The organism is Myxococcales bacterium (genome assembly GCA_016703425.1).
Classification (GTDB): domain Bacteria; phylum Myxococcota_A; class Polyangia; order Polyangiales; family Polyangiaceae; genus JADJCA01.
The window spans coordinates 482,590-503,221 of record JADJCA010000001.1 but is presented as its reverse complement, the minus strand read 5'-3'; the positions used below and the strand labels follow the sequence as shown (position 1 = coordinate 503,221).

The 20,632-nt window shown below is 69.2% G+C and carries 22 protein-coding genes; 13 read left to right on the top strand and 9 right to left on the bottom strand.

All coding sequences use genetic code 11. The features are described 5' to 3' along the window. Positions 1-129 precede the first annotated feature (129 nt). The 3 genes from IPG50_02160 to IPG50_02150 all read left to right on the top strand — a co-directional run bounded on the left by IPG50_02160 (position 130) and on the right by IPG50_02150 (position 2,813). Positions 130-864, top strand: coding sequence for a Uma2 family endonuclease (locus tag IPG50_02160; GenBank protein ID MBK6691005.1), 735 nt, complete (start codon positions 130-132; stop codon positions 862-864). Positions 865-900: 36 nt separating this feature from the next. Next, positions 901-1,191 (top strand): hypothetical protein, encoded by a 291-nt coding sequence (locus IPG50_02155; protein ID MBK6691004.1) that lies wholly within the window; start codon positions 901-903, stop codon positions 1,189-1,191. 173 nt (positions 1,192-1,364) lie between these two features. Next, positions 1,365-2,813 carry a hypothetical protein gene (locus tag IPG50_02150; protein ID MBK6691003.1) on the top strand — a complete coding sequence of 483 codons (1,449 nt, stop codon included), beginning with the start codon at positions 1,365-1,367 and terminating at the stop codon, positions 2,811-2,813. Here the strand turns inward: IPG50_02150 and IPG50_02145 are convergent. Further along, positions 2,798-4,522, bottom strand: a complete 1,725-nt coding sequence (locus IPG50_02145; protein MBK6691002.1) for a LamG domain-containing protein — start codon at positions 4,520-4,522, stop codon at positions 2,798-2,800. The genes IPG50_02150 and IPG50_02145 overlap by 16 nt on opposite strands. Positions 4,523-4,649: 127 nt before the next feature. Between IPG50_02145 and IPG50_02140 the strand changes: the two genes are divergently transcribed. Both IPG50_02140 and IPG50_02135 read left to right on the top strand, forming a co-directional pair. Continuing rightward, positions 4,650-5,681 carry a hypothetical protein gene (locus IPG50_02140; GenBank protein MBK6691001.1) on the top strand — a complete coding sequence of 344 codons (1,032 nt, stop codon included), beginning with the start codon at positions 4,650-4,652 and terminating at the stop codon, positions 5,679-5,681. Positions 5,682-5,829: 148 nt separating this feature from the next. Then, positions 5,830-8,877 (top strand): fibronectin type III domain-containing protein, encoded by a 3,048-nt coding sequence (locus IPG50_02135; GenBank protein ID MBK6691000.1) that lies wholly within the window; start codon positions 5,830-5,832, stop codon positions 8,875-8,877. Positions 8,878-8,901: 24 nt separating this feature from the next. On the opposite strand, the gene IPG50_02130 is transcribed toward IPG50_02135, so the two are convergent. Beyond that, complete coding sequence (locus IPG50_02130; protein MBK6690999.1) at positions 8,902-9,411, bottom strand: OmpA family protein; 510 nt, start codon at positions 9,409-9,411, stop codon at positions 8,902-8,904. Between the two features lie 148 nt (positions 9,412-9,559). On the opposite strand from IPG50_02130, the gene IPG50_02125 reads away from it, so the two are divergent. From IPG50_02125 to IPG50_02105, 5 genes are all read left to right on the top strand, one after another. Next, entirely contained in the window at positions 9,560-9,760 is a 201-nt protein-coding gene (locus tag IPG50_02125; protein MBK6690998.1) for a hypothetical protein, read from the top strand. Next, positions 9,757-9,909: a hypothetical protein gene (locus IPG50_02120; GenBank protein ID MBK6690997.1), complete on the top strand. Its 153-nt coding sequence runs from the start codon at positions 9,757-9,759 to the stop codon at positions 9,907-9,909. Before IPG50_02125 ends, IPG50_02120 begins: the two co-directional genes overlap by 4 nt. A gap of 213 nt (positions 9,910-10,122) precedes the next feature. After that, positions 10,123-10,845, top strand: coding sequence for a Uma2 family endonuclease (locus IPG50_02115; protein ID MBK6690996.1), 723 nt, complete (start codon positions 10,123-10,125; stop codon positions 10,843-10,845). A 36-nt stretch (positions 10,846-10,881) separates the two neighbouring features. Continuing rightward, positions 10,882-11,184 (top strand): hypothetical protein, encoded by a 303-nt coding sequence (locus IPG50_02110; protein MBK6690995.1) that lies wholly within the window; start codon positions 10,882-10,884, stop codon positions 11,182-11,184. Between the two features lie 175 nt (positions 11,185-11,359). After that, positions 11,360-12,559, top strand: coding sequence for a hypothetical protein (locus IPG50_02105; protein ID MBK6690994.1), 1,200 nt, complete (start codon positions 11,360-11,362; stop codon positions 12,557-12,559). A 223-nt stretch (positions 12,560-12,782) separates the two neighbouring features. Here IPG50_02105 and IPG50_02100 read toward each other — a convergent pair whose 3' ends face one another. The 5 genes from IPG50_02100 to IPG50_02080 form a co-directional block, all read right to left on the bottom strand. Further along, entirely contained in the window at positions 12,783-13,577 is a 795-nt protein-coding gene (locus IPG50_02100) for a PD40 domain-containing protein (protein MBK6690993.1), read from the bottom strand. Continuing rightward, positions 13,577-13,951 (bottom strand): hypothetical protein, encoded by a 375-nt coding sequence (locus tag IPG50_02095; GenBank protein ID MBK6690992.1) that lies wholly within the window; start codon positions 13,949-13,951, stop codon positions 13,577-13,579. The genes IPG50_02100 and IPG50_02095 overlap by 1 nt, the downstream gene beginning before the upstream one ends. A gap of 59 nt (positions 13,952-14,010) precedes the next feature. Beyond that, positions 14,011-14,922, bottom strand: a complete 912-nt coding sequence (locus IPG50_02090) for an AMP-binding protein (protein MBK6690991.1) — start codon at positions 14,920-14,922, stop codon at positions 14,011-14,013. Positions 14,923-15,069: 147 nt separating this feature from the next. Further along, positions 15,070-15,414 carry an AMP-binding protein gene (locus tag IPG50_02085; protein ID MBK6690990.1) on the bottom strand — a complete coding sequence of 115 codons (345 nt, stop codon included), beginning with the start codon at positions 15,412-15,414 and terminating at the stop codon, positions 15,070-15,072. Continuing rightward, positions 15,411-15,857, bottom strand: a complete 447-nt coding sequence (locus tag IPG50_02080) for an AMP-binding protein (protein MBK6690989.1) — start codon at positions 15,855-15,857, stop codon at positions 15,411-15,413. Before IPG50_02080 ends, IPG50_02085 begins: the two co-directional genes overlap by 4 nt. A 75-nt stretch (positions 15,858-15,932) precedes the next feature. Here IPG50_02080 and miaB point away from each other — a divergent pair, with 75 nt between their 5' ends. After that, complete coding sequence (miaB, locus tag IPG50_02075) at positions 15,933-17,399, top strand: tRNA (N6-isopentenyl adenosine(37)-C2)-methylthiotransferase MiaB (protein ID MBK6690988.1); 1,467 nt, start codon at positions 15,933-15,935, stop codon at positions 17,397-17,399. A gap of 4 nt (positions 17,400-17,403) precedes the next feature. On the opposite strand, the gene IPG50_02070 is transcribed toward miaB, so the two are convergent. After that, positions 17,404-17,931: a gamma carbonic anhydrase family protein gene (locus IPG50_02070; protein MBK6690987.1), complete on the bottom strand. Its 528-nt coding sequence runs from the start codon at positions 17,929-17,931 to the stop codon at positions 17,404-17,406. After that, complete coding sequence (locus IPG50_02065; GenBank protein ID MBK6690986.1) at positions 17,928-18,413, bottom strand: septal ring lytic transglycosylase RlpA family protein; 486 nt, start codon at positions 18,411-18,413, stop codon at positions 17,928-17,930. The genes IPG50_02070 and IPG50_02065 overlap by 4 nt, the downstream gene beginning before the upstream one ends. Positions 18,414-18,515: 102 nt before the next feature. Between IPG50_02065 and IPG50_02060 the strand changes: the two genes are divergently transcribed. Both IPG50_02060 and IPG50_02055 read left to right on the top strand, forming a co-directional pair. Continuing rightward, positions 18,516-18,908 (top strand): hypothetical protein, encoded by a 393-nt coding sequence (locus IPG50_02060; GenBank protein ID MBK6690985.1) that lies wholly within the window; start codon positions 18,516-18,518, stop codon positions 18,906-18,908. After that, complete coding sequence (locus tag IPG50_02055; protein ID MBK6690984.1) at positions 18,905-20,620, top strand: amidohydrolase; 1,716 nt, start codon at positions 18,905-18,907, stop codon at positions 20,618-20,620. The genes IPG50_02060 and IPG50_02055 overlap by 4 nt, the downstream gene beginning before the upstream one ends. Positions 20,621-20,632 lie beyond the last annotated feature (12 nt).

Here is a 20,632-nt window from a genome sequence, read left to right as displayed (position 1 = left end):
TCCGCGGACAGGTCGCGTCACCCGATTCATCAAGAGTTCCGCGTGCGGCGTCGTGGCGCGCGTCCTGCTTGAGTGCCGGTGATGCGACCGCACGGGGCACGTCGAGAGAGACCAGGTACACTTGCGGGCATGGCGTCGTCGCCGAATCCCGCGACCAAGGTCGTCACCGAACTCAGGCACGTGCGCCCCGTGCGGCCGCTTCATTTTCCGGAATCGGAGCCGGAGGAGGAGCACTTGGGCCAGCACCCTCGGCACGAAGATTTGTGCATGTTCCTGAAGCTGCTCCTGCGAGCGCTTTGCGGTGAGGCGAACGCCGTCTCGGCGGACATGTTCGTCTACTGGAACGCGACGCTGAACGACGATCGCGGTCGCCGTGCGCCGGACGCAGCCGTGAAGCCCGGCCTGCCGCAGGCCGAGATGTTCGAGCACGGCTCGTGGAAGACGTGGGAGCTTGGCGTGCCGGAGCTCACCGTCGAGGTGCTGTCGCTCTCAGACACGCGCGAGCGCTGGACGCTCACGGAGAAGCGCGAAGCCTACGAGGCCATGGGCGTCGACGAATTCGTCTGCTTCGACGTCGACGCGCCCGAGGGCTCGCGCATCCGCGTGTGGGATCGGGTCGAGGGCGACTTCGTCGAGCGCGTCGTGGAGGCGGAGCGAACGCCTTGCATCACGCTATCGGAGGCCTTCGGTGGCGTGTTCGAGTGGATCGTGGCGCCGGCGGAGCGCTGGCCCGTGGCGCTGCGTCTCTTGCAAGATGGCGCGCTCGTGCCGCTGCCGTCCGAGGTGGCGGAAGCGGCCCTCGCGCGCGAGGCCGCCGCAAAGGCGCGCGTCCGAGAGCTCGAAGCATTGCTCGCGAAGAAGTAGTCCAAGCTGTCGATCGGCGATGCGAAAGGCGCGTTCATGAACCTCCTCCCCTGCCCCAAGTGTCTGCGCCACGCCCGCACGAGCGAGCCCGCGTGCCCGTTCTGCAAGGCGCCGTTGCCTTCCGACTTCGCTGCGCGCTCGCCGAAAGGCGGAATGTGGCGCTGGCACGCGGTGACGGCCGGCGCGCTCGCGAGCAGCGCGTCTATGGCGGATTGCTCATCCCATGAGGTCTATGGCGCGCCCTGTGTTTTCGACGCTGGGTGCCCGTCGTTTTCCCAAGACGCGGGCGCGGCCGACGGCGCCAAAGACGGACCGACGGCCGACTAGAAGTCACCCGCGGCCCGCGTGGGAGGCCTCCTCGCGACGTGGTATCCCTGATCGCTCCGACGGCCGGGCGAGATTAATCAGGAACCGCCGGTTCAAGATTCGCGTTCTCGCTCGTCCGCCGGAGTACTTGCCGCTCACAACGCTCGCATCCTTGACCGCCGAGGGGAGAACCGATGGCACGGATTGCATCCCGAGAGGTCATCGCTTCGTTCGACGCGTACCTGAGGCGCACCGCGACGCTCCCTGAGCCGATCATCCGTGCGCGCATCAAGGATCTCCAGGCAGGGCGACTGCGGGCGCCCGATTCGTCGAGTCCGGCGTTCCGTCGAACGCCCGTTGTTCCCGAGCTCGTCGCGACTGGAGCAACGATGCGAGAAGAGACAGCTCGCGGTCACGGCGCGGCCTCGGCCGATGAGCGCGCGGCCCGGATGCGTGAGCGGCACCCCATCGTGCGTGCCCCCATCGCATTTCCAGAACACGCGCAGCACGCTGCCGAGGTCCCCGCGGACGACGCCCGCGCGCGGCTTGCGGCGTTCACTCAGTACGTCGCGGAGCGAGTGGAAGCGGGAGAAGTGCCGTGGGTCGACGTTCCCGACTTGCATCGCATGAACAGCCTCCACGACGACCGAGGGAACGTCTTCCTCGGACAGAACGTTCGGCGTCTGGCGCTCGATCGCCGAAGCGGCAAGGCGCTCATGCGCCTCCTTTTGGCCGCCGAAGCGGCGTCCGACAACCTTCGCGTCGGCGTCTACACCACCAAGCGCGGGCTCTACTACCAGCATCAGGCGAGGCTCGCCGACGGCGAAGCCGGCCAGGTCGAGAGCGATCGCGCCATCGCCGCGCTCGCAACCCTGCTCGGTGTCCGGCGGAGATCCCTCGGCTTCGTGGAGGCTCGGCGGGGCCTCATGTTCGGCTGGCTTGTCCTCCGCGATGGAGAACAGATCCTCGACGTCTCGAAGCTTGGACCGAGGGGCATCGGCGTCCCGCGATTCACGGACGACGTCGAGATCGCTCCGACGCAGACTTCATTCTCGTCGTCGAGAAGCACTCCATCGCCGTTCGTCTTGCGCAGGAGCGCTGGCGGGAGGCCGCCCGCTGCATCATCGTGTGCGCAGAGGGATTCCCATCGCTCTCGACGCGCGAGTTCGTGGGCACGCTGGTCGACACCCTCGGCATCCCGGCCTTGCTCTGCGTCGACGGGGATCTTGGCGGCATTCAAGTCGCCCTCACGTTTGCGCACGGGGCCATCTCGACGGCGCTCGAGACGCCCTGGCTCGCCTGCAACAACGTGTGGTGGGCCGGGCTCTATCCGTCCGAGATCGAGCGCACCTGCCACGCCGACGCCCGGATTCCGCTCGACGACGACGAGCGTGAGGCCATCCGCCGGCTGCTTGCCCATCCGTCGCACGCGTACGTCAACAGCCGCGTGCGCGAAGAACTCGCCGTCCTCCTCGACTTGGGAGCCAAGGTCGAACTGGACGCGCTTCTCCACGACAGGCGCCTCGTTGACGACTACCTCCCGAAGAAGGTCTTCGACTCCCAGTTGGTCAAGCTCTGAGGGACGCCTGCAGCGCGCCCCGACCCACCGCAGCTCCCGCGGGCTCCGCTACAGCGGGTTATAGCCCCGCTCGTGCACGAGCGCGCGCACTTCGCCGCGCGTCAGCGTTCGCCCAAAGACGCGCACGTCGTCGATGGCGCCGTTGAAGAATTCGTGCGGCACGCCGGCGAGATCGGGCGAGCGGCCGATGTACATCGGCAGGGTCGCGTCGGTGTTGAGGACGGCTGCGCTGGGCCCTAGCCCGCCGAGGGCGACCTGCGCGTCATTGAGATAGAGGACCGCCGTGCCTCGGTGATCGTAGGTCGCTGCAAGGTGCATCCACTTGCCCGTGGTGAAGCTCGCCGGGTAAGCGCGAAGATCGGCCGCTTGCCCGGCGAAGGCGGCGTACCAGGCGGGACCGCCGGCGTGGAACGTGTCGTACCCCACGAGGAGGCCGGAGCGTCGCCCGATGACCGAGCTGCCCCAATTGACGACGCCCATGTCGCCACCCGTGCTCGGTACGTGAATCCACGCCGAGAGCGTTCGATCGGCGTTGCCTTGGGGCAGCTTGGCCTGGCTCGGCACCGTCAGCGCCTGCGTCGAGCTCGCGATGTAGGCGCGCGCTTGGTTGGCGACACCTTGCCGGTCGGGCACCGCGTTGCCGGCCAAGGGCGCCGTCGCGGCGACGGGGCTCGGTGAGCGGTCGACGCCGTCGCCCCGGTAGTGACCCACGAGGCCCTCGACCGGGAAGAACCCCCGATCATGGTAGAGTGCAAGCATCTCGGGGCCGCTCAAAACGCGCCCGTAGACGCGCACCTCGTCGATGCTCCCGGAGAAGAACTCCGGCACCGTTCGCGGCTCCGGCGCCCGGCCGATTTGCAGATCGTTCCCCACGGTGTGGATGGCCGTCGGCAAGACCAGCGCGCTGATGGCGACGCCATCTTCGTAGATCGTCACGGTGCGCGTCGCTTGCGCGTAGGAGGCCCCAAACAAGTGCCAAACGCCGTTGGCTGCGGGGTCGCCGCCCTCCAGATCGAACTGCGGCGGGTTCGGTGACTCGCCGGCGAAGAGCACCCGCTCGGTGCGGATGAGAAGCCCCGAGCGCTCTCCGGCGGTGGCTGCCGGCGGGCCGCCGCTGACGCTGGCGGCGCGACCCCAATTGACGATGGAGGCCACCGGCGTCGTGGTCTTGATCCACGCGGTGAAGGTCCGATCGGCGTCGTTGATGGGTAGCTTGGCGAGGCCGCTCACTTTGATGCGACTGCTGGTGCCGTTGTATTGGCCCGCGCATAGCCGGCCGAAGCGGTCGGGCCCGAGGGTGACGTTGTCGACTTGCGTGGCGGCGACCGGATTCGGAGCCCAGTCGGTTCCGTCGCCGCGGTAGAGCGCTACGAGCCCCGTCGTGGTGCCCGCGCCACCGTCGCTGCCGGCGAAAGGATCGCACGCAAGACCGCCGTCACCGCCATCGCCCGCGTTGCCGTCGGTCGCATCGACTCCGCCGTCAGTCACGTTGGCGTCGGCCGCTCCGCCGTCGCCGCCATCGGTCCCGGGGCTAGCGTCCGTGACGGTTGCGTCGCCGGTGCCGGGGCCTGCGTCGTCGCTCGCGGCGTCGGTCGCCGCCTCGCTTGCCGAACCGTCGGAAGCGCCGGCTCCGTCGAGGGGGGCGCCGTCGGCCGCGACGCCCGTGGCGTCGAGGCTTGTCGCGGCGTCTCGCGGCGGGTCGTCGACGACGCGGAGATCGCCGACACCGCTCAGCAGCTGACAAGCCGCGAGCGACACCGACGTGAGCGCCAAAACGGCTGCCCTTCTCCGTGCCCCCGTTGCCATCGAACCGCCGAGCGTAACGAGCGTGCTCGGGGGCGTCACTCAGTTTCCGCGCCTGCAGCGGACACGCGCCCGGCGGTGATACGCTCGGCGCCGCATGGCTCGAAGACCCGCGCGAACCACGTGGCTGCTTGCGTCGCTGCTCTTGTCCGCGAACGTGGCCCAAGCGCGAGAGCCCACGGCCGCCGATCGGGCGACGGCGCGGGCGCTGCTCGACGAGGGCGATCGGCTCTTCGGAGAGAAGAACTACGCCGCTGCGCTCCGCGCCTTCCGAGGTGCTGACGCCATCATGCAGGTGCCTTCCACCGGCGTTGAGGTGGCGCGCGCCGAAGAGGCCCTGGGCCATCCGTTGGAAGCCCACGAAGCCTGCATCGCCGTCGCGCGCTTTCCCAAAGACGCCCGCGAACCGGAAGCGTTCCGCGCGGCGCGCGCCACGTGTGGCTCGATCTCGCAGCGCACGGCGGGGCTGGTCGCTACTGTGCAGCTCGAGCTCTCGGGGCCCCGCTCGGTCGGAGAGTCTTCGCTTCGCGTGTCGATGGACGGCGCTCCGTTGCCTCCCGTCGCGGCCACGCTCCCGCGGCGCCTGAACCCAGGCGCTCACGTGCTTCAGGTGGAGCTCCCGGGTTACCGAGCCAGCGAGACGCCGTTCACCGTTGGGCCCGGCGAGAAGAAGATCCTGCGCGTGGTGCTCTCGCCGGAGTCGGCCGGCGCACGCTCGCCGGAGAGTTCGCCCGAGAGGACCGAGGCTCGGCCCGCGCCCGACGCAGCCGCCAAGACGCCTTCAGGGCCAGACGAGGCGGGCACCGTTCCAACGTACGCGTGGATCGCGCTGGGGGTGGCCGGCGCCGGCGCTGCTGTTGGCAGTGTGGCTGGCCTCATGTCGCTCTCGCAGGCGAGCGAAGCCAAGTCTCTGTGCAACGGGCAGGATTGCCCCAACACTGCGGCCGACTCCATCTCGTCGTCGAAGACGCTCGCCAACGTTTCGAACGTGGGCTTCGGCGTCATGGCCGCCGGTGCGGGCGTCTTCCTTGTGGGCGCTCTCGTGGGGGAACGCGCCTCGCCGCGCGCGGGGTCGTATGTGGCGCCGCAGGTGGGCTTGTCGTCGGTGGGCCTCGCGGGGCGCTTCTAGCGACGCGAAGGAGCTGACGGGCTTCAGCCGTCGGCATCGACGGCGGCCCAGGCCACGGCGGGCGTTTTAGGGACCGCCACCAGTCCCCTGAGACTGTAATTATTCCATTCCCACCAGAAGGCCTCGCCGAAAGGCCCGTCCATGAACCATGACGAAAACCGCCGTGGTGATTTTCGGGCTCCTTGGGCTCTACGGCTGCGGCGGCTCCGGCCCCGTCGACGTGGCCCCGAGCGGCGGCTCCGCAGTAGGCGACGCGGCGAATCCGGCGCCCCCGTCGCCGCCTGAGGCCGAAGGCGGCCTCGTGAGCGCCGATGGCGGCTCCGGGCCTGACGCGGAGGCGACGCCGACCGCCGCGACGGATGTCACGGGCCTCAAGGCCAAGTCCCTGGCGCCCACCGAGCTGCACGTCGCCTGGACCGGCGTTGCCCACGCGACCGACTATGCGGTGGCTCACGTGGCGGGCACCACGCCGCCGGCCGACTGTCTCGGCGCCACCCTCGAGCCCGCCCCCAGTCTCAGCAAGACTCTCTCGGGCCTCACGCCGGACTCCGACTACGCCATTCGTGTCTGCGCTGTGACGACGCCCGCTAGCGGCGGCAAGGCCTTCTCCGCCGGCGCGACGCTTGTGACGCGAACCTTGTCGCTGCCTCCGGGCGAGCCGAGCGATCTTGTGGCCGCGCAGAAGACCGGCTCCACCGACACGATCGAGCTCGCGTGGCTCGCCGCCAGCGGGGCGACCTCGTACCGCGTCGTGCACCAGGAGGGCTCGACCGCGCCTTCGTCGTGCAGCGGCGCAACGCTCGAGGTCTCGAACAACGCTGCGAGCGTCAGCGGCCTTGTGCCGAACAAGGAGTACGCCTTCCGCGTCTGCGCGCGGAATGGAAACCCAACGCCGGACGTCTCGACCGGCGTCACGGCGACAGCCTTTCTGCATCGCGCCCCGGCGGCCGATCCGGCGAGCGTGACGGTCGACGAGCGAGGCCTCAACTGGGCCACCGTGAGCTTCGCCGCCGTCGCGGGCGCGACCCGCTATCGAGTGGCCTTCGCCACGGGAAGCGCGCCGGCCGACTGCACCGCTGGGCAAGGCGTGGTGACGACGAGCACGGCGATCACGCTGAAAGACCTCACCGCCGGCGCCGTTTATGGCATTCGCGTCTGCAGCGACAACGGCGATGACGTTCCGCTCTACAGCGGTGGGACGACGGCGAGCGCGCCCGCGGCGCCGATCGTCGGGGCGCCGCCCCATATGGCAGCGCTCGGCTGCACAGCGAGCACCTTCAACGATCGCGCGCGACTCTCGTTCGTCGGTGCCGGCGCGGCGTCGAACTACTACGTGGCGAGCGCCGTCGCGTCGCCACCGACCTGCACGCTGCAAAACACGACGCCGGCGTCTTCGCTGACGCAAACCGTTTCGTCGCCCGTCTCCTTTTGGTCGTTTCGCTCGCCGACCTACCAGGCCAACTCGGGGCCGTACGTCCTTCGCCTCTGCTACTACAAGGGGGGCGCGAGCTTCGAGCAGGGCGAGACCGTCACCGTCGTGCCGCCGAGGACCGTTGGCAACCAGTTCCACAACGGCACGTGCACCTCGTCGAACCCGTCGTACACGGCGCCGACGGTGAACATCACGGCGCCAGCCGAGGATGCGCTCGTGCGCGGCAAGGTGACGGTGAGCGGCACCTGCTCGGCCGGCAAGATCGTCTGGAAGGGTGACGCCTTCGGCGAGACCGATTGCACTCAGGGCGCCTTCACGGCGACCCTCGACGTCGCCGCGAAGCCCGACGGCAAGGTCACGCTCGTCGCGGTCCCGATGCTCGGTGCTTTTGGCGGCGTGGCCGCCTTCCGCACGGTGAACAAGTCGTGCGTCACCACCGGAACAACCTGCGGCAACGGCTCGCTCGAGGCCGGCGAGACGTGCGACCTCGGCTGCGGCAACTTCGACACGGGCGCGTGCACGCCCCAGTGCGTCGCCGACGTCTGCGGCGACGGCCACGTGGGAGTCGGTGAGGAGTGCGACAACGGCGCCGCCAACGGCGACACGAGCGCGTGCAAGTCGGCTTGCAAGAAGGCGGTCTGTGGCGACGGTCTCGTGGGCCCCTTTGAGCAGTGCGATCTCGGAGCCGCCAACGACGACGCGGGGGCCTGCACCACGGCATGCGCAGCCGCACGCTGCGGCGACGGCCTCGTCGGCCCCGGCGAAGAGTGCGATCTCGGCGCCGCCAACGCGAACAACGGCGCATGCACCAAGGCGTGCAAGAACGCGACATGCGGCGACGGCTACGTCGGCCCCGCCGAGGAGTGCGACTCGGGTCCCATGTCGTCGGTCGACGGCAGCTGCCAGCCGACCTGCAAGCTATCGACCTGCGGTGACGGCCACGTGTCGCCCTTCGAGAGCTGCGACGACGCCGCGAGCGGTGGCTGCCCCGTCGACTGCGGAGCGAAGTCGGCGCCGCAAGGGCGCGTCTCGGCGGGCTCGGTCTACGCGTGCGGCGTGCAGCAGAGCGGAACGCTCGCCTGCTGGGGCAACAACAGCGGCGGTCGCGCAACGCCGCCCACCGGCAAGTACACGAGCGTCGGCGCGGGGACGAACGGCGCGTGCGGCCTCGATGACGCCGGCGAGATTCACTGCTGGGGCGCCAGCTTTGGAACGCTGCCCGCGGGCCCGTTCGTGGAGATTGCCGTCGGCTACGACCACGCGTGCGCACGCCGCAATAGCGGTAGCGTCGCGTGTTTCGGGAAGAACGGCTCGGGGCAGACGAGCGTGCCGGCCGGCACCTACGTTCAGCTCGTCGCGAACGTCTATCGCACGTGCGCCCTCAACCTGGCTCGCCAGGTGGTCTGCTGGGGAACCGCCCCGTCTGCGAACGCCCTCGCCGGCGGGCCCTTCGAACGCATCGACATGGGCCACGGCGGCCTCTGCGGTCTGCGCGCCGATGGAATCCTCAAGTGCACCGGCGCGACGACGAGCGCCACGGCAACCTTTCGCGACGTCGCCGTCGACGACAACGGCGTGTGCGGCGTCCGCACCGGGGGCAACATCGAGTGCTTGGGCGGCAACAAGAACCTCACGGTGCCGCTCGGCGACTTCGTGGCCATCGACGGCTCACGCGACGGCTTCTGCGCCATCGCGCGCACCGGAACGGTCAAGTGCTTCGCCGGCCTCAGCTCGCCAAGCGCGAGCGTCGAGTTCCTGCCCTGAGGCGGCGACGCGCGCCGTCCGTCCTCACTCGGCGCCGGCGGTCCTCGCGGCGGGGCAGCCGACCTCGGCGCCGGTCTCGCCGTCTAGGGTGCGGAGCACCCGAATCTCGACGCGTCGGTCTTTGAACGCGGCCTCCGCATCGCTCGGACTATCGCGCTGGGTGCAGTGCGCGCCGTAGCCCTTTGCGCGAAGGCGCGACGCGTCGACACCACGCGCCACGAGCGCATCGCGGAGCGCAGTCGCCCGCTGATGCGCGAGCGTCGACGGATGCGGCTCGTCGTTCGACGCGTGCCCCGAAAGCTCAACGAGCACAAACTGTTTCGGATCGTCGATCATCGGGCGCGCCAGCGCGTCGACGACGGCTTCCGAGTCGGCGGCCATGGTGGCCGCTCCGCGAGCGAATTGAACCGGCTGCAGCACGTAACAGCGAATCGACTCGACGATGATCCTCGGGGGGGCGACGGGCCGGGTCTCGGCGGCGCTCGACGCGCAGCTCGCACACGCCGCGAGGACCAGAAGGCGTGCCCACACCATCGCTTCAACGTACCACTCGCGCCGGGGGAGCGGGCTCGAGCCCTCGGGTATCCTTTCGGCATGCCGCGACTCATCGCACCCGGCGACGTGATGCTGTGGGGACTGGGGCTGCGAGACGAAGCCGACGATCGAGTTCCACCTGTCGCCGATGGACGGCGGCTGCTGGATCGAGCTCACAACCCAAGGCCACTACTTCCAGCCGGCCGACCACCAAGGGCGGCGCACGGCCGTTCTGGCCCTCACCGAAGCGGAGGCGGAAGCGATCCTCGTTGCGCTGCTCGCCCCAGAGCCGCCGGAGGGACGCCGCCGCCTCGGCGACCCTTCCATGCCCGCCCCCGGTGTTCGATGAACCCCGAGACGGGACCGACGGACCGGTGGGTCAACGACGCGAGCCCGAACCAATTGATCGCCATTGCGGAGCTGCTCCTGGGTCTGACCCAGCGCGCTGGACTCGCAGTCGACGAGGCGTTCCATCCGGTCGCGCTCGCCTATCGTTGACTGGAGGGTTGCCGTCACGGCGCTCATCGCCGTGCTGGCTCGGACCGCGCCCCTCGAGCGGGCCGTCCACGGACAGCGAAAAGTGTCCGCGGACAGGTCGCGTCGCTCGATTCACCAAGAGTTCCGCGACGGGCATCGTGGCGCGGGTCCTGCTGAGTGCCGGTGATGCGACCGCACGGGGCACGTCGAGAGAGACCAGGTACACTTGCGGGCATGGCGTCGTCGCCGAATCCCGCGACCAAGCTCGCGTACGTCCGCCCCGTGCGGCCGCTTCATTTTCCGGAATCCGAGCCGGAGGAGGAGCACTTGGGCCAGCACCCTCGGCACGAAGACTTGTGCATGTTCCTGAAGCTGCTCCTGCGAGCGCTTTGCGGCGAGGCGAACGCCGTCTCGGCGGACATGTTCGTCTACTGGAACGCGACGCTGAACGACGATCGCGGTCGCCGTGCGCCGGACGCAGCCGTGAAGCTTGGCCTGCCGCAGGCCGAGATGTTCGAGCACGGCTCGTGGAAGACCTGGGAGCTTGGCGTGCCCGAGCTGGTCGTCGAGGTGCTCTCGCTATCGGATACGCGCGAGCGTTGGACGTTGACCGAGAAGCGCGAAGCCTACGAAGCGATGGGCGTCGACGAATTCGTCTGCTTCGACGTCGACGCACCGGAGGGTGCGCGCATCCGCGTCTGGGATCGGGTCGAGGGCGACTTCGTCGAGCGCGTCGTGGAAGCGGAGCGAACGCCGTGCATCACGCTGTCGGAAGCGTTCGGCTGCGTGTTCGAATGGATCGTGGCGCCGGCGGAGCGCTGGCCCGTGGCGCTGCGTCTCCTTCGAGACGGCGTCCTCGTGCCGCTCCCGTCCGAGGTGGCCACCGCGGCGCTCGCAGGCGAGGCTGCGGCGAGGGCGCGCGCCCGAGAGCTCGAAGCGTTGCTCGCGAAGAAGTAGTCCAAGCTGTCGAGCGGCGATGCGAAAGGCGCGTTCATGAACCTCCTCCCCTGCCCCAAGTGTCTGCGCCACGCCCGGGAGAGCGAGCCTGCGTGCCCGTTCTGCAAGGCGCCGTTCCCCGCCGATTTCGCCGCGCGTTCGCCGAAAGGCGGAATGTGGCGCTGGCACGTCGTGACGGCCGGCGCGCTCGCGAGCAGCGCGTCCATGGCTGATTGCTCATCCCATGAGGTCTATGGCGCGCCCTGTGTCTTCGACGCTGGGTGCCCGTCGTTCTCCCAAGACGCGGGCGCAGACGACGCGCTAACCGACGGCGCCAAAGACGGACCGGCGGGCGACTAGAAGCCCGGCTAGGCGCGGCCCGCCAGGGGTCCTCCTCGCGACGTGGTATCCTGATCGCTCCGACGGCCGGGCGAGATTAATCAGGAACCGCCGGTTCAAGATTCGCGTTCTCGCTCGCCCGCCGGAGTACTTGCCGCTCACAACGCTGGCACCTTGAACGCCGAGGCGAGAACCGATGGCACGGACGGCAACCCGAGAGGTCATCGCCTCGTTCGACGCGTACCTGAGGCGCACCGCGGCGCTCCCTGAGCCGATCATCCGTGCGCGCATCAAGGGTCTCCAGGCGGGGCGCCTGCGGGCGCCCGATTCGTCGAGTCCGGCGTTCCGTCGAGCGCCCGTTGTTCCCGGGCCCGTCGCGACTGGAGCCACGATGCGAGAAGAGACAGCTCGCGGTCACGGCGCGGCCTCGGACGATGAGCGCGCGGCCCGGATGCGTGAGCGGCACCCCATCGTGCGTGCCCCCGTCGCATTTCCAGAGCATGCGCAGCACGCCGCCGAGGTCGCCGCGGACGACGCCCGCGCGCGGCTCGCGGCGTTCAGGCAGTGCATCGCGGAGCAAGTGGAAGCGGGCGAAGTGCCGTGGGTCGACGTTCCCGACTTGCATCGCATAAACAGCCTCCACGACGACCGAGGGAACGTTTTCCTCGGGCAGAACGTTCGACGTCTGGCGCTCGATCGCCGAAGCGGCAAGGCCTTCATGCGGCTCTTGCTGGCCGCCGAGGTGGCGTCCGCCAACCTTCGCGACGGCGTCTACAGCACCAAGCGTGGGCTCTACTACCAACATCAAGCGAGGCTCGCCGATGGCGACGCCGGCCAGGTCGAGAGCGATCGGGCCATCGCCTCGCTCGCAAACCTCCTCGGTGTCCGGCGGAGGTCCCTTGGATTCGTCGAGGCGAAGCGGGGCCTCATGTTCGGCCACCTCGTCCTCCGCGATGGCGAACAGGTCCTCGACTTGGCGAAGCTAGGACCGAGGGGCTCGCGGTCCCGCGATTCACGGACGACATCGAACTCGTCGACTCCGACGCGGACTTCATTCTCGTGGTCGAGAAGCACTCCGTCGCCGCTCGGCTTGCGGAGGCTCGCTGGTGGGAGGCCGCCCGCTGCATCATCGTATGTTCAGAGGATTCCCAGGGCTGTCGACGCGCGAGTACGTGGGCACGCTGGTCGACACGCTCGGCATCCCGGCCTTGCTCTGCGTCGACGGCGATCCCGGCGGCATTCAAGTCGCCCTGACCTTCGCGCACGGGGCCATCTCGACGGCGCTCGAGACGCCATGGCTCGCCTGCAACAACGTGTGGTGGGCGGGGCTCTATCCGTCCGAGATCGAGCGTTGCGGCGAAGGCGCCCGGATTCGGCTCGACGACGCCGAGCGTGAGGCCATCCGCCGGCTGCTCGCTCATCCGTCCCACGCCTATCTCAACAGCCGCGTGCGCAAAGAACTCGCAGTCCTCCTCGACTTGGGAGCGACGGTCGAACTGGACGCGCTCCTCCACGACAGGCGCCTCGTTGACGACTACCTGCCGAAGAAGATCTTCGATTCCGAGTTGGTGAAGCTCTGAGTCGCGAACCCCTACCAGCCCCGCTCTACCAGCCCCGCTCTACCAGCCCGGGTTCGTCCCGCCCGGGCCGGCGTCGCTCTCGGTGAGCACGGTCTGGTTGGAGCCGTTCACGTTCATCGTGTGAACGAGCACCTTGCCGCTCACGTTGCGGTCAAACGCGATCCGCGTGCCGTCGGGCGAGAAGCTGGGGAAGTCCTCGAGGGTGCCGCCGGTCAGGTCGACCTGGCCAGTCCCGTCCGCGTTCATGATGCCAATGTGACGCGTGCCAGTGCCGGCCGAGTACACGATCTTCGTTCCATCGGGTGACCACGCCGGGTTCAAGCCATAGGCAAGGTTGGAGAGGAGGCCGGTGCGGTTGGTCCCCCACACGCCCGCGCCCGCTTCGCCCGCGTCGAAGGGGACCGACGGGTTCACGTCAACGATGCCGATATGAAGGCCGATGGAGCCTTCGTTGGTCCAGAACGCGATGCGGTTGCCCGACGACCACGACGGACCCTGATCGCTGCCCGTGCCCGCGTTCGTCACCCGGATCACGTCGGCGCCGGTCTCCGAATCCATCACATAGATCGAGCTGATGAGGTGGTCGCGTCGGCTGGCGAACGCGAGCTTGTTTCCATCGGGCGACCACGCGGGTTCGACGTCACTCTCGCCCACGAAGTTGGTCAGTCGAACCATGTTCGAGCCGTCCGCGTTCATGACGTAGATCTCGCCGCTGCCGTCGTCCTTGTCGCTATTGAAGGCGATCTTGCTGCGATCGGGCGACCAGGCGGGGTTTCCGTAGTTGGTGCTCACCGTATTCGTCAGGTTTGTTTTGTTGGACCCGTCGGGATCCATCACCCAAATGTTGCTCCCCGAGATGTAGACGATTCGCGCGAGCGTCGACGCGTCGGCGGCGTCTCCTGCGTCGGCGGCGTCGCCGGTCGCGTCACCGCTGGCGTCGGCGGTGGCGTCCGCGGTGGCGTCCGGCCCCGCGTCGGCCGGGGATTCGCATCCGTGGTCGTCGACGTGTCTTGGCCGATGGACGTCTCGGACCGAACGTCGGCGCCGGCGTCGAAGCCGCTCGCGTCCAGGCCCGAGTCCGGCGAGCCGTTGTCGTCCTCTTCGACGCACGCAAATGGGAGCGTCGTGAGTGAGAGGGCCGCGGCGCCAACGAGGAGCGCACGCAGTCGACGGGAGGAGCGAGCGTGCGCGGCGGGGGCCTTCATCATGCGCGGGACTGTATCAGGTCGAGTCCCGAAGTGCTGGCTTCGCCTTCCGGCGACTCCCCTCAGCGCGCGCCCTTGTCCTTCTTGTAGAGCGCCTCAATCAGCGCGCCGTAGCGCTCCATCACCGCGCGGCGCTTCACCTTGAGGCTCGGCGTGAGCATTCCGTTTTCCGCCGTGAAGTCTTCGCTCACGAGCGTGAAGTCGCCGACCGATTCGAAGCCCTTCCAATGCGACGCCTGTTCGGCGATCTCCCTTTTGAAGAGCTCGCGCACCTTTGGGTCGGCCACGATGGCGTCCTCGCTGGCTGGCAGCGAGATGCCGTCGCGTGAGGCCCACTCGCGAATGGCCGGCACGTTGGCTACGAGCAGCGCGACGTTGAACGGCTTGTTGTCGCCGTAGACCATGGCGTTCAGCACGAAGGGCGAGAGCTTGAGCGTCTCTTCGAGCGGCGTCGGCACGACGTACTTGCCGTTCTCGAGCTTGTATTGCTCCTTGATGCGCCCCGAGATGAAGACGAAGCCCTCGTTGTCGATGTAGCCCATGTCGCCGGTGCGGAAGCCGCGGTCGGCGCTCTTTGGGCGATCGCCCCACGGGGCAAAGTCGCGGCCGCAGAACACGGCGGCGTCGTCGTCGGGGCGGCGGTGGTAGCCCTGCATGACGTTGTGTCCGAAGACGACGATCTCGCCTTCGGCGTAGCCCTTGTCGGTCTTCTTGCCATCGGAGTCGATGACGATGTCGACGCCGGGGATGGCCTTGCCGATGGAGCCGATGCGTCGCGCGCCAGGCCGGTTGGCCGTCGCGATGGGGCTCGTCTCCGTCAAGCCGTAGCCCTCGTAGACCGTGATGCCGAGGCCATCGATGAACTCGGCGACCTCGCGGCTGATGGCCGCGCCGCCGCTGAAGGCGTACTGAAGCCGGCCGCCGAAGCGGGCCCGCACCTTCGAGAAGACGAGCTTGTTGGCGAGCTTGAGCATGAGCGTCTCGCCGAGCGAAGGCGCCTCCCCGTTTCGAGTTTTGCCGGCGGCGCGCATCGCGCCGCGCACGAGCGCTTGGATGGCCTTGGGCTTCTCGGAGACGGTCTTTTGAACGCCGCGTAGATCTTGTTGAAGATGCGGGGAACGCTAAAGAGCAGCGTTGGCTGCACCTCGGCGAGGTTCGCGATGATCTTGTCCACCGATTCGGCAAAGCCCGTCGACGCGCCCACGCTCAACAGCGTGTGGAGCTCGCAGGTCTGCCCGAAGGAGTGCGCCCACGGCAAAAAGCGACAGTGAGCGGTCGTCTGGCCAGATGGGGAACATCTCGTTGACCGCGCTGACGTTCGCCGCGAGGTTCGAGTGCGAGAGCACGACGCCCTTGGGGTTTCCCGTGGTGCCGCTCGTGTAGATGATGCAGGCCGTGTCGCTCGGCGACGGATGAACCGCCGGGACGTCGGCGCTGCCAGACGCGAGCGCCTTCCACGTCGTCATCGCGTCGCTCGTCGGCGAAAAGGCGTCGTCGAGGCAGACGATGCGCTGAGCGACGGGACGTCCTTCAAGAAGCGCGCGGTCTTCTCCGCGATGGCTGGCGTCGCGACGACGAGCGCCGTCGCGGCGCAGTCGCGGACGATGTACTCCCAGTCCTTGTCGAGCTGCGCCTCGTACATCGGCACGAGGAAGACCCCGAGGCCGAAGGCTGCGTAAGCCGTGATGGCCCACTCGGCGCGGTTGTTGGCGATGAGCGCGACGGCGTCCCCGGACTTGAGCCCGAGGCGCGCGAAGCCTGCGCGGATCTTGTCGACCTCCTTGCCGAAGTCCCCGTACGTCAGCCACTGCCAGGTCCCTTGGACCTTGCTGCCAAAGAGCGGACGCGACGCGAACTGCTTGGTCGCGTGATCAAAGAGGTCGACGAGGGTCTGAAACTTCTGGGGCATCGCGGCCGATGTTACCGCGAGGAAAGCCGCGTCGATCGCGCTAAAGCGGGGGCCGTGCTAAAGCCCGAGGCCGCCATGCCGACCGGAAGCTCCCGCTATTTCGTCCACACCTTCGGGTGCCAGATGAACATGCACGACTCGGAGCGCATGGCCGAGGTCCTCGAGGCGTTCGGCTGGGCCCCGGCCGACGACGCCGCCTCGGCCGATCTCGTGGTCATGAACACGTGCAGCGTCCGCGAGAAGGCGGAGCAAAAGCTCCGGAGCGAGGTCGGCAAGCTCGTCCCGCTCAAGGCGGCGCGCCCGGGGATGGTGCTCGTCGTCGCCGGTTGCGTGGCGCAACAAGAGGGCGAAAACCTCCTCGCGCGCATGCCCCACGTCGACCTCATCGTCGGCCCCGACAACATCGAGGAGCTGCCAGCCCTCGTCGAAGGCCAGCGCGCCGGCACGCCTCCCCTCGCCCGCACTGTCTTCGACCTCGACGCGCCGCGCTTCCTGGCGGCGGCGCCGAAGAAGGGCTCCGCGCCGGCCAGCGCGTTCGTGACGACCATGAAGGGCTGCGACGAGCGCTGCTCCTTCTGCATCGTGCCGACGACGCGCGGCCCCGAGCGTTACCGCCCGGCCGACGACATCGTTCGCGAGATCGCTCGCTGGGTCGACGCAGGCACCAAGGAGATCGTCCTCCTCGGCCAAACGGTCGACAGCTTCCGCGACCCAAAGCTCCCCTCGCCTGTCACGGCCGATCCCGACGAGAGCCAGTTCCCGCACCTGCTCCGGCTCATCGCCGGCGAGGTGCCCGGGCTCATGCGTCTCCGCTACACGAGCCCGCATCCGCGGCACCTCGTGCCGTCGCTCGTCCTGGCGCACCGCGAGCTCGACGTCCTCGCGCACCACGTGCACATGCCCGTCCAGTCGGGCAGCGATCGCATGCTCCGGCGCATGATCCGCCGCTACAAGCGTGCGGAATACATCGAGCGCATCACGGCGCTGCGCGCGGCGCGGCCAGACATGACCCTGTCGACGGACGTCATCGTCGGCTTCCCCGGCGAGACCGACGCCGACTTCGAAGAGACCCTGTCGCTCGTCCAAGAGGTCGGCTTCGTGGCGCTCTTTGGCTTCAAGTTCTCGCCGCGCCCGTCCACGCCGGCGCTCAAGCTCGCCGACGACGTGCCCGAGGAGGTGAAGGGCGCGCGCCTTGCGCGCCTCTTCGAGGTCGTCGAAGCGCAAGGCCGCGCCCACTTGGCGAGGCTCGTGGGGACGCGGGCTACGGTGCTCGTCGAGGGCGAGAGCAAGAAGAACAAGGTCGCTGGCGCCGCGGGCATGCTCGTGTCGGGTCGCACCGAGCGTAACGAGATCGTGCACGTCGAGACGACGGGCTTGGACGATCGCAGCTTCGTTGGCGAGCTCATCGAGGTGGAGATCCTCTCGGCCAACAAGCACTCGCTCGTGGGGCGCCCGACCGACGGCGCAGCGCAGAAGCTCCCGATGAAGGCGCGCGAGGCTGCGCCCGGGCGGCGCGTCTTGCCGGTCGTCGCGGGCGCCTGATCGTTCAGTCGACGCGTCGGAGCTTCGCGCGGAAGTCTTTGGCGTACCCCACATAAAGGCGCGCCGCGGTGCGGCTGCGCTCGAGATCCGCGTCGGTGAGCGCGCGAACGACCTTCGCGGGGCGGCCCATGGCCATCGAGCGCGGCGGAATGATCGTGCCGGGCACCACGAGCGACCCCGCCGCGACCGTCGACTCGGCGCCAATGACGGCGCCGTCGAGGATCACCGACCCCATGCCCACGAGGACGCCGTCTTGGACCGTGCACCCGTGGAGGAGCGCCAGGTGGCCCACCGTGACGTCGTCGCCGACGGTGGTCTTCGCCTCGCCGCCGGTGACGTGCACGACGGCGCCGTCTTGAATGTTGGTGCGCGCGCCGATGCGAATCGGCATCACGTCGCCGCGCAGGACGGCGCCGAACCACACGCTCGCATCCTCGCCGAGGACGACGTCGCCGATGACCGTCGCCGTCTCCGCGACGTAGGCGCCGGGGCCCAGGACCGGAACCAGTTCGCCGAGGGCGTAGACCGTCACTGCGCCCCCGACACGACGCGCAGCTCGACCTTGGCGACGCCCATGTTCACGATGCCGAGCTTGTCGGCGGCGGCGCGCGACAGATCGATGATCTTGCGATCGTCGCCCCAGGGGCCGCGATCGGTCACGCGCACCCGGACGACGCCGCCGGTGTCGACGCGGCGCACCTCGACCCAGGTTCCGAAGGGCAACTTGCGGTGCGCGGCGGTCATGGCGGAAGGATCGAAGGCCTCGCCGGAGGCGGTCTTCTTGCCGGAGAACGCCTCGCCGTACCACGTGGCGAGGCCCACTTGGTCGGCCTTGCCCTGCGCGTCTTTCGACGAGCGGACGAGGCCATCGAGGCCCGCGCCGCCGCTGGGCGCCGCGCTCGTGACGGCGGGGGCCGAGAAGCGAGGACCCGGGCTCGCCCGTCCGCAGCCGGAGGCGGCGAGCGCCGCCGCAGCGAGGATTGCGAGGACCGTGCTCGGGGCAATTGTCTGCATGGGACCTTGCCCTTACACTGCGTGCCGCGTCCCGCAAGGGCTCGCGGTGCCACGGCGCCGGCCGGGCCCGCCGGAGGGCCGCCGAGTTCGCAATTTTCGATCATGAGCAGACTCTTCGCGCTTCTTCTTCTCGCGTGGTCGCTCGTGCGGAGCCTCGTCGATGGACTATTCGGACGGCGCCGCGGTGTCGCGCAGTTCCGCCTGAACTACGCCGAGGACCGCCTCCCGCCTATGACGGCTGAGGATCGCGTGCTCTTGCCGCTGCTGAGCGGCTGCATCGCGTGCGGCCTCTGCGACGTCGGCTCGCTCAAGTCCGGCACCGGCGCCATGCAGCTCGCCCTCTCCGATTCGCGGAGCATGCCCGACTACGACGCCGCGCTCGTGTCGCTCGCGGCGACCAGCGAGGCCGAGCTCCTCGAGGCCGAGGCGCTCTGCCCCACGCGTGTGCCACTCCGGCGCATCGCCCAGTTCGTGCGAGCCAAGGCGCGGTCGTGAGCGTCGCGCCCGCGACGGCGACGCAGCTCTACGAGAACGGCCGCATCCTCACCATGAGCCGCGCCGCCGGCGCGTCTGAAGGTGAGGCCATGGCCGTGCGCGACGGCGTGATCGTCGCCGTCGGCACCGCACGTGACGTCGCTGCCGTCGCCGGCGCTGACGCCGAGCGCTGCGATCTTCGCGGGCAGACGCTCCTGCCCGGCTTCATCGACGCGCACCACCACCCGAGCATCGTCGCGCTCTACGGCGCGCTGGTTCGCCTCGTGCGCCCTCTCGTCACCGACGTCGCGTCGCTCCAGCGAGCCCTCGCCGCCGCCGCCGAGAAGCTCGCGCCCGGCGAGTGGCTCGTCGCCTGCGACTGGGACGAGCTCAACCTGAAGGAGCGTCGGCCGCCGACGCGCGCCGAGCTCGATGACGCGGTCCCCGATCGCCCGCTCTTCGCGATGCACTACAGCTGCCATCGCGCCGTCGTGAACAGTCGCGCGCTCGAACTTGTCGGCATCGACCGCACCACGGCGAGTCCTTCGGGCGGAACCATTTCGCGCGGCAAAGACCGCGTGCCCGATGGCCTCCTCATCGAGCGAGCCATGTGCCGGGCCGAAGAAGCGGCGCGCGCGAGCCTCATCGCACAAGACGCCGACGGCTACTTTGCGCGCCTTACGCGCCACCACGAGGCGCTCCTCGCGAAGGGCGTGACCTACGTCGTCGACGCGACCGTGCCGACCGATCTCTTGACGCTTTACCGCGAGGGTCTTCGTCGCGGCGCGCTCCGCGTGCCGACGCTCGCGTTCCCTGTTTCGACGAAGGGCTACCTCGAGGCGCCGTGGGACATCCTCGACGGCCCCGTGACGGGCCAGGCTGACGGCGAGCTCTTGCGCGTCGGGCCCGTGAAGCTCGTCTTCGACGGCGCGCCCGGCTGCGCCATGTGCCTCTCGTGGTGGCAGGCCGCCGGCAGCATGCTCAGCGCGTGGGCGCGCGCCGCGGAAGACGGCTCGCTCGACGCGGTGCGCACGGCGTTCTCCGTGAAGCCTCGCTTCGAAGGGACCTCGGTGCGAACCGGCATCGCGATCTACCGCCGCGACGAGGCCGAGGCCATCGTTCGCGCAGCCGCCGAGCGCGGCTTCTCCGTCGCGATTCACGCCGTGGGCAACGAGGCCGTCGCGACGGCGCTCGGCGCGTACGCGGCGGCGCCCGTGAACGGGGCGGCGGCCTTGCGCCGCATCGAGCACGCGACGTTCCTGGACGAGCCGCTCGTCCGGCGCATCAAAGACTCGGGCGTCGCGGTCGTCGCGCAGCCGCACTTCATGAGCTTGCCTGCCTACGCGTCCGCGCCCTCGATCCCGGGCCTCCGGAACTCGCCCTTGCGCTGGCTCCTCGACGCCGGCGTTCCCGTCGCGGGCAGCTCCGACTTCCCCGTCGCCGGCTTCGACCCGCTCGACGGCGTTCGCTCGGCGATGTCGCGAAAGACGCTCCGCGGTCACGTCTACGAAGGCGACCAGTGCGTCTCGCTCGACGAAGCGCTCGCCATGTACACGCGCACCGCCGCCGAAGTCTGCGGCGAAGGCGCGACGCGCGGAACGCTCGAGGTCGGAAGGCGCGCCGACTTCGTCGTCGTGCAAGGCTCGCTTCGCCGCGCCGAGGAACTCGAGACTGCGCGCGTCGTGGCGACGGCGCTTGGCGGAGAGGTCGTGTTCGGGGCGCTGGCGAGCTGACGAGCGGGCTCG

Coding starts and splice junctions, on each gene's coding strand:
- IPG50_02160 (MBK6691005.1), top strand. CDS start 130: ATGGCGTCGTCGCCGAATCCCGCGACCAAGGTCGTCACCGAACTCAGG.
- IPG50_02155 (MBK6691004.1), top strand. CDS start 901: ATGAACCTCCTCCCCTGCCCCAAGTGTCTGCGCCACGCCCGCACGAGC.
- IPG50_02150 (MBK6691003.1), top strand. CDS start 1,365: ATGGCACGGATTGCATCCCGAGAGGTCATCGCTTCGTTCGACGCGTAC.
- IPG50_02140 (MBK6691001.1), top strand. CDS start 4,650: ATGGCTCGAAGACCCGCGCGAACCACGTGGCTGCTTGCGTCGCTGCTC.
- IPG50_02135 (MBK6691000.1), top strand. CDS start 5,830: ATGACGAAAACCGCCGTGGTGATTTTCGGGCTCCTTGGGCTCTACGGC.
- IPG50_02130 (MBK6690999.1), bottom strand. CDS start 9,411: ATGGTGTGGGCACGCCTTCTGGTCCTCGCGGCGTGTGCGAGCTGCGCG.
- IPG50_02125 (MBK6690998.1), top strand. CDS start 9,560: ATGGACGGCGGCTGCTGGATCGAGCTCACAACCCAAGGCCACTACTTC.
- IPG50_02120 (MBK6690997.1), top strand. CDS start 9,757: ATGAACCCCGAGACGGGACCGACGGACCGGTGGGTCAACGACGCGAGC.
- IPG50_02115 (MBK6690996.1), top strand. CDS start 10,123: ATGGCGTCGTCGCCGAATCCCGCGACCAAGCTCGCGTACGTCCGCCCC.
- IPG50_02110 (MBK6690995.1), top strand. CDS start 10,882: ATGAACCTCCTCCCCTGCCCCAAGTGTCTGCGCCACGCCCGGGAGAGC.
- IPG50_02105 (MBK6690994.1), top strand. CDS start 11,360: ATGGCACGGACGGCAACCCGAGAGGTCATCGCCTCGTTCGACGCGTAC.
- IPG50_02100 (MBK6690993.1), bottom strand. CDS start 13,577: ATGGATCCCGACGGGTCCAACAAAACAAACCTGACGAATACGGTGAGC.
- IPG50_02095 (MBK6690992.1), bottom strand. CDS start 13,951: ATGATGAAGGCCCCCGCCGCGCACGCTCGCTCCTCCCGTCGACTGCGT.
- IPG50_02090 (MBK6690991.1), bottom strand. CDS start 14,922: ATGCTCAAGCTCGCCAACAAGCTCGTCTTCTCGAAGGTGCGGGCCCGC.
- IPG50_02085 (MBK6690990.1), bottom strand. CDS start 15,414: ATGACGACGTGGAAGGCGCTCGCGTCTGGCAGCGCCGACGTCCCGGCG.
- IPG50_02080 (MBK6690989.1), bottom strand. CDS start 15,857: ATGCCCCAGAAGTTTCAGACCCTCGTCGACCTCTTTGATCACGCGACC.
- miaB (MBK6690988.1), top strand. CDS start 15,933: ATGCCGACCGGAAGCTCCCGCTATTTCGTCCACACCTTCGGGTGCCAG.
- IPG50_02065 (MBK6690986.1), bottom strand. CDS start 18,413: ATGCAGACAATTGCCCCGAGCACGGTCCTCGCAATCCTCGCTGCGGCG.
- IPG50_02060 (MBK6690985.1), top strand. CDS start 18,516: ATGAGCAGACTCTTCGCGCTTCTTCTTCTCGCGTGGTCGCTCGTGCGG.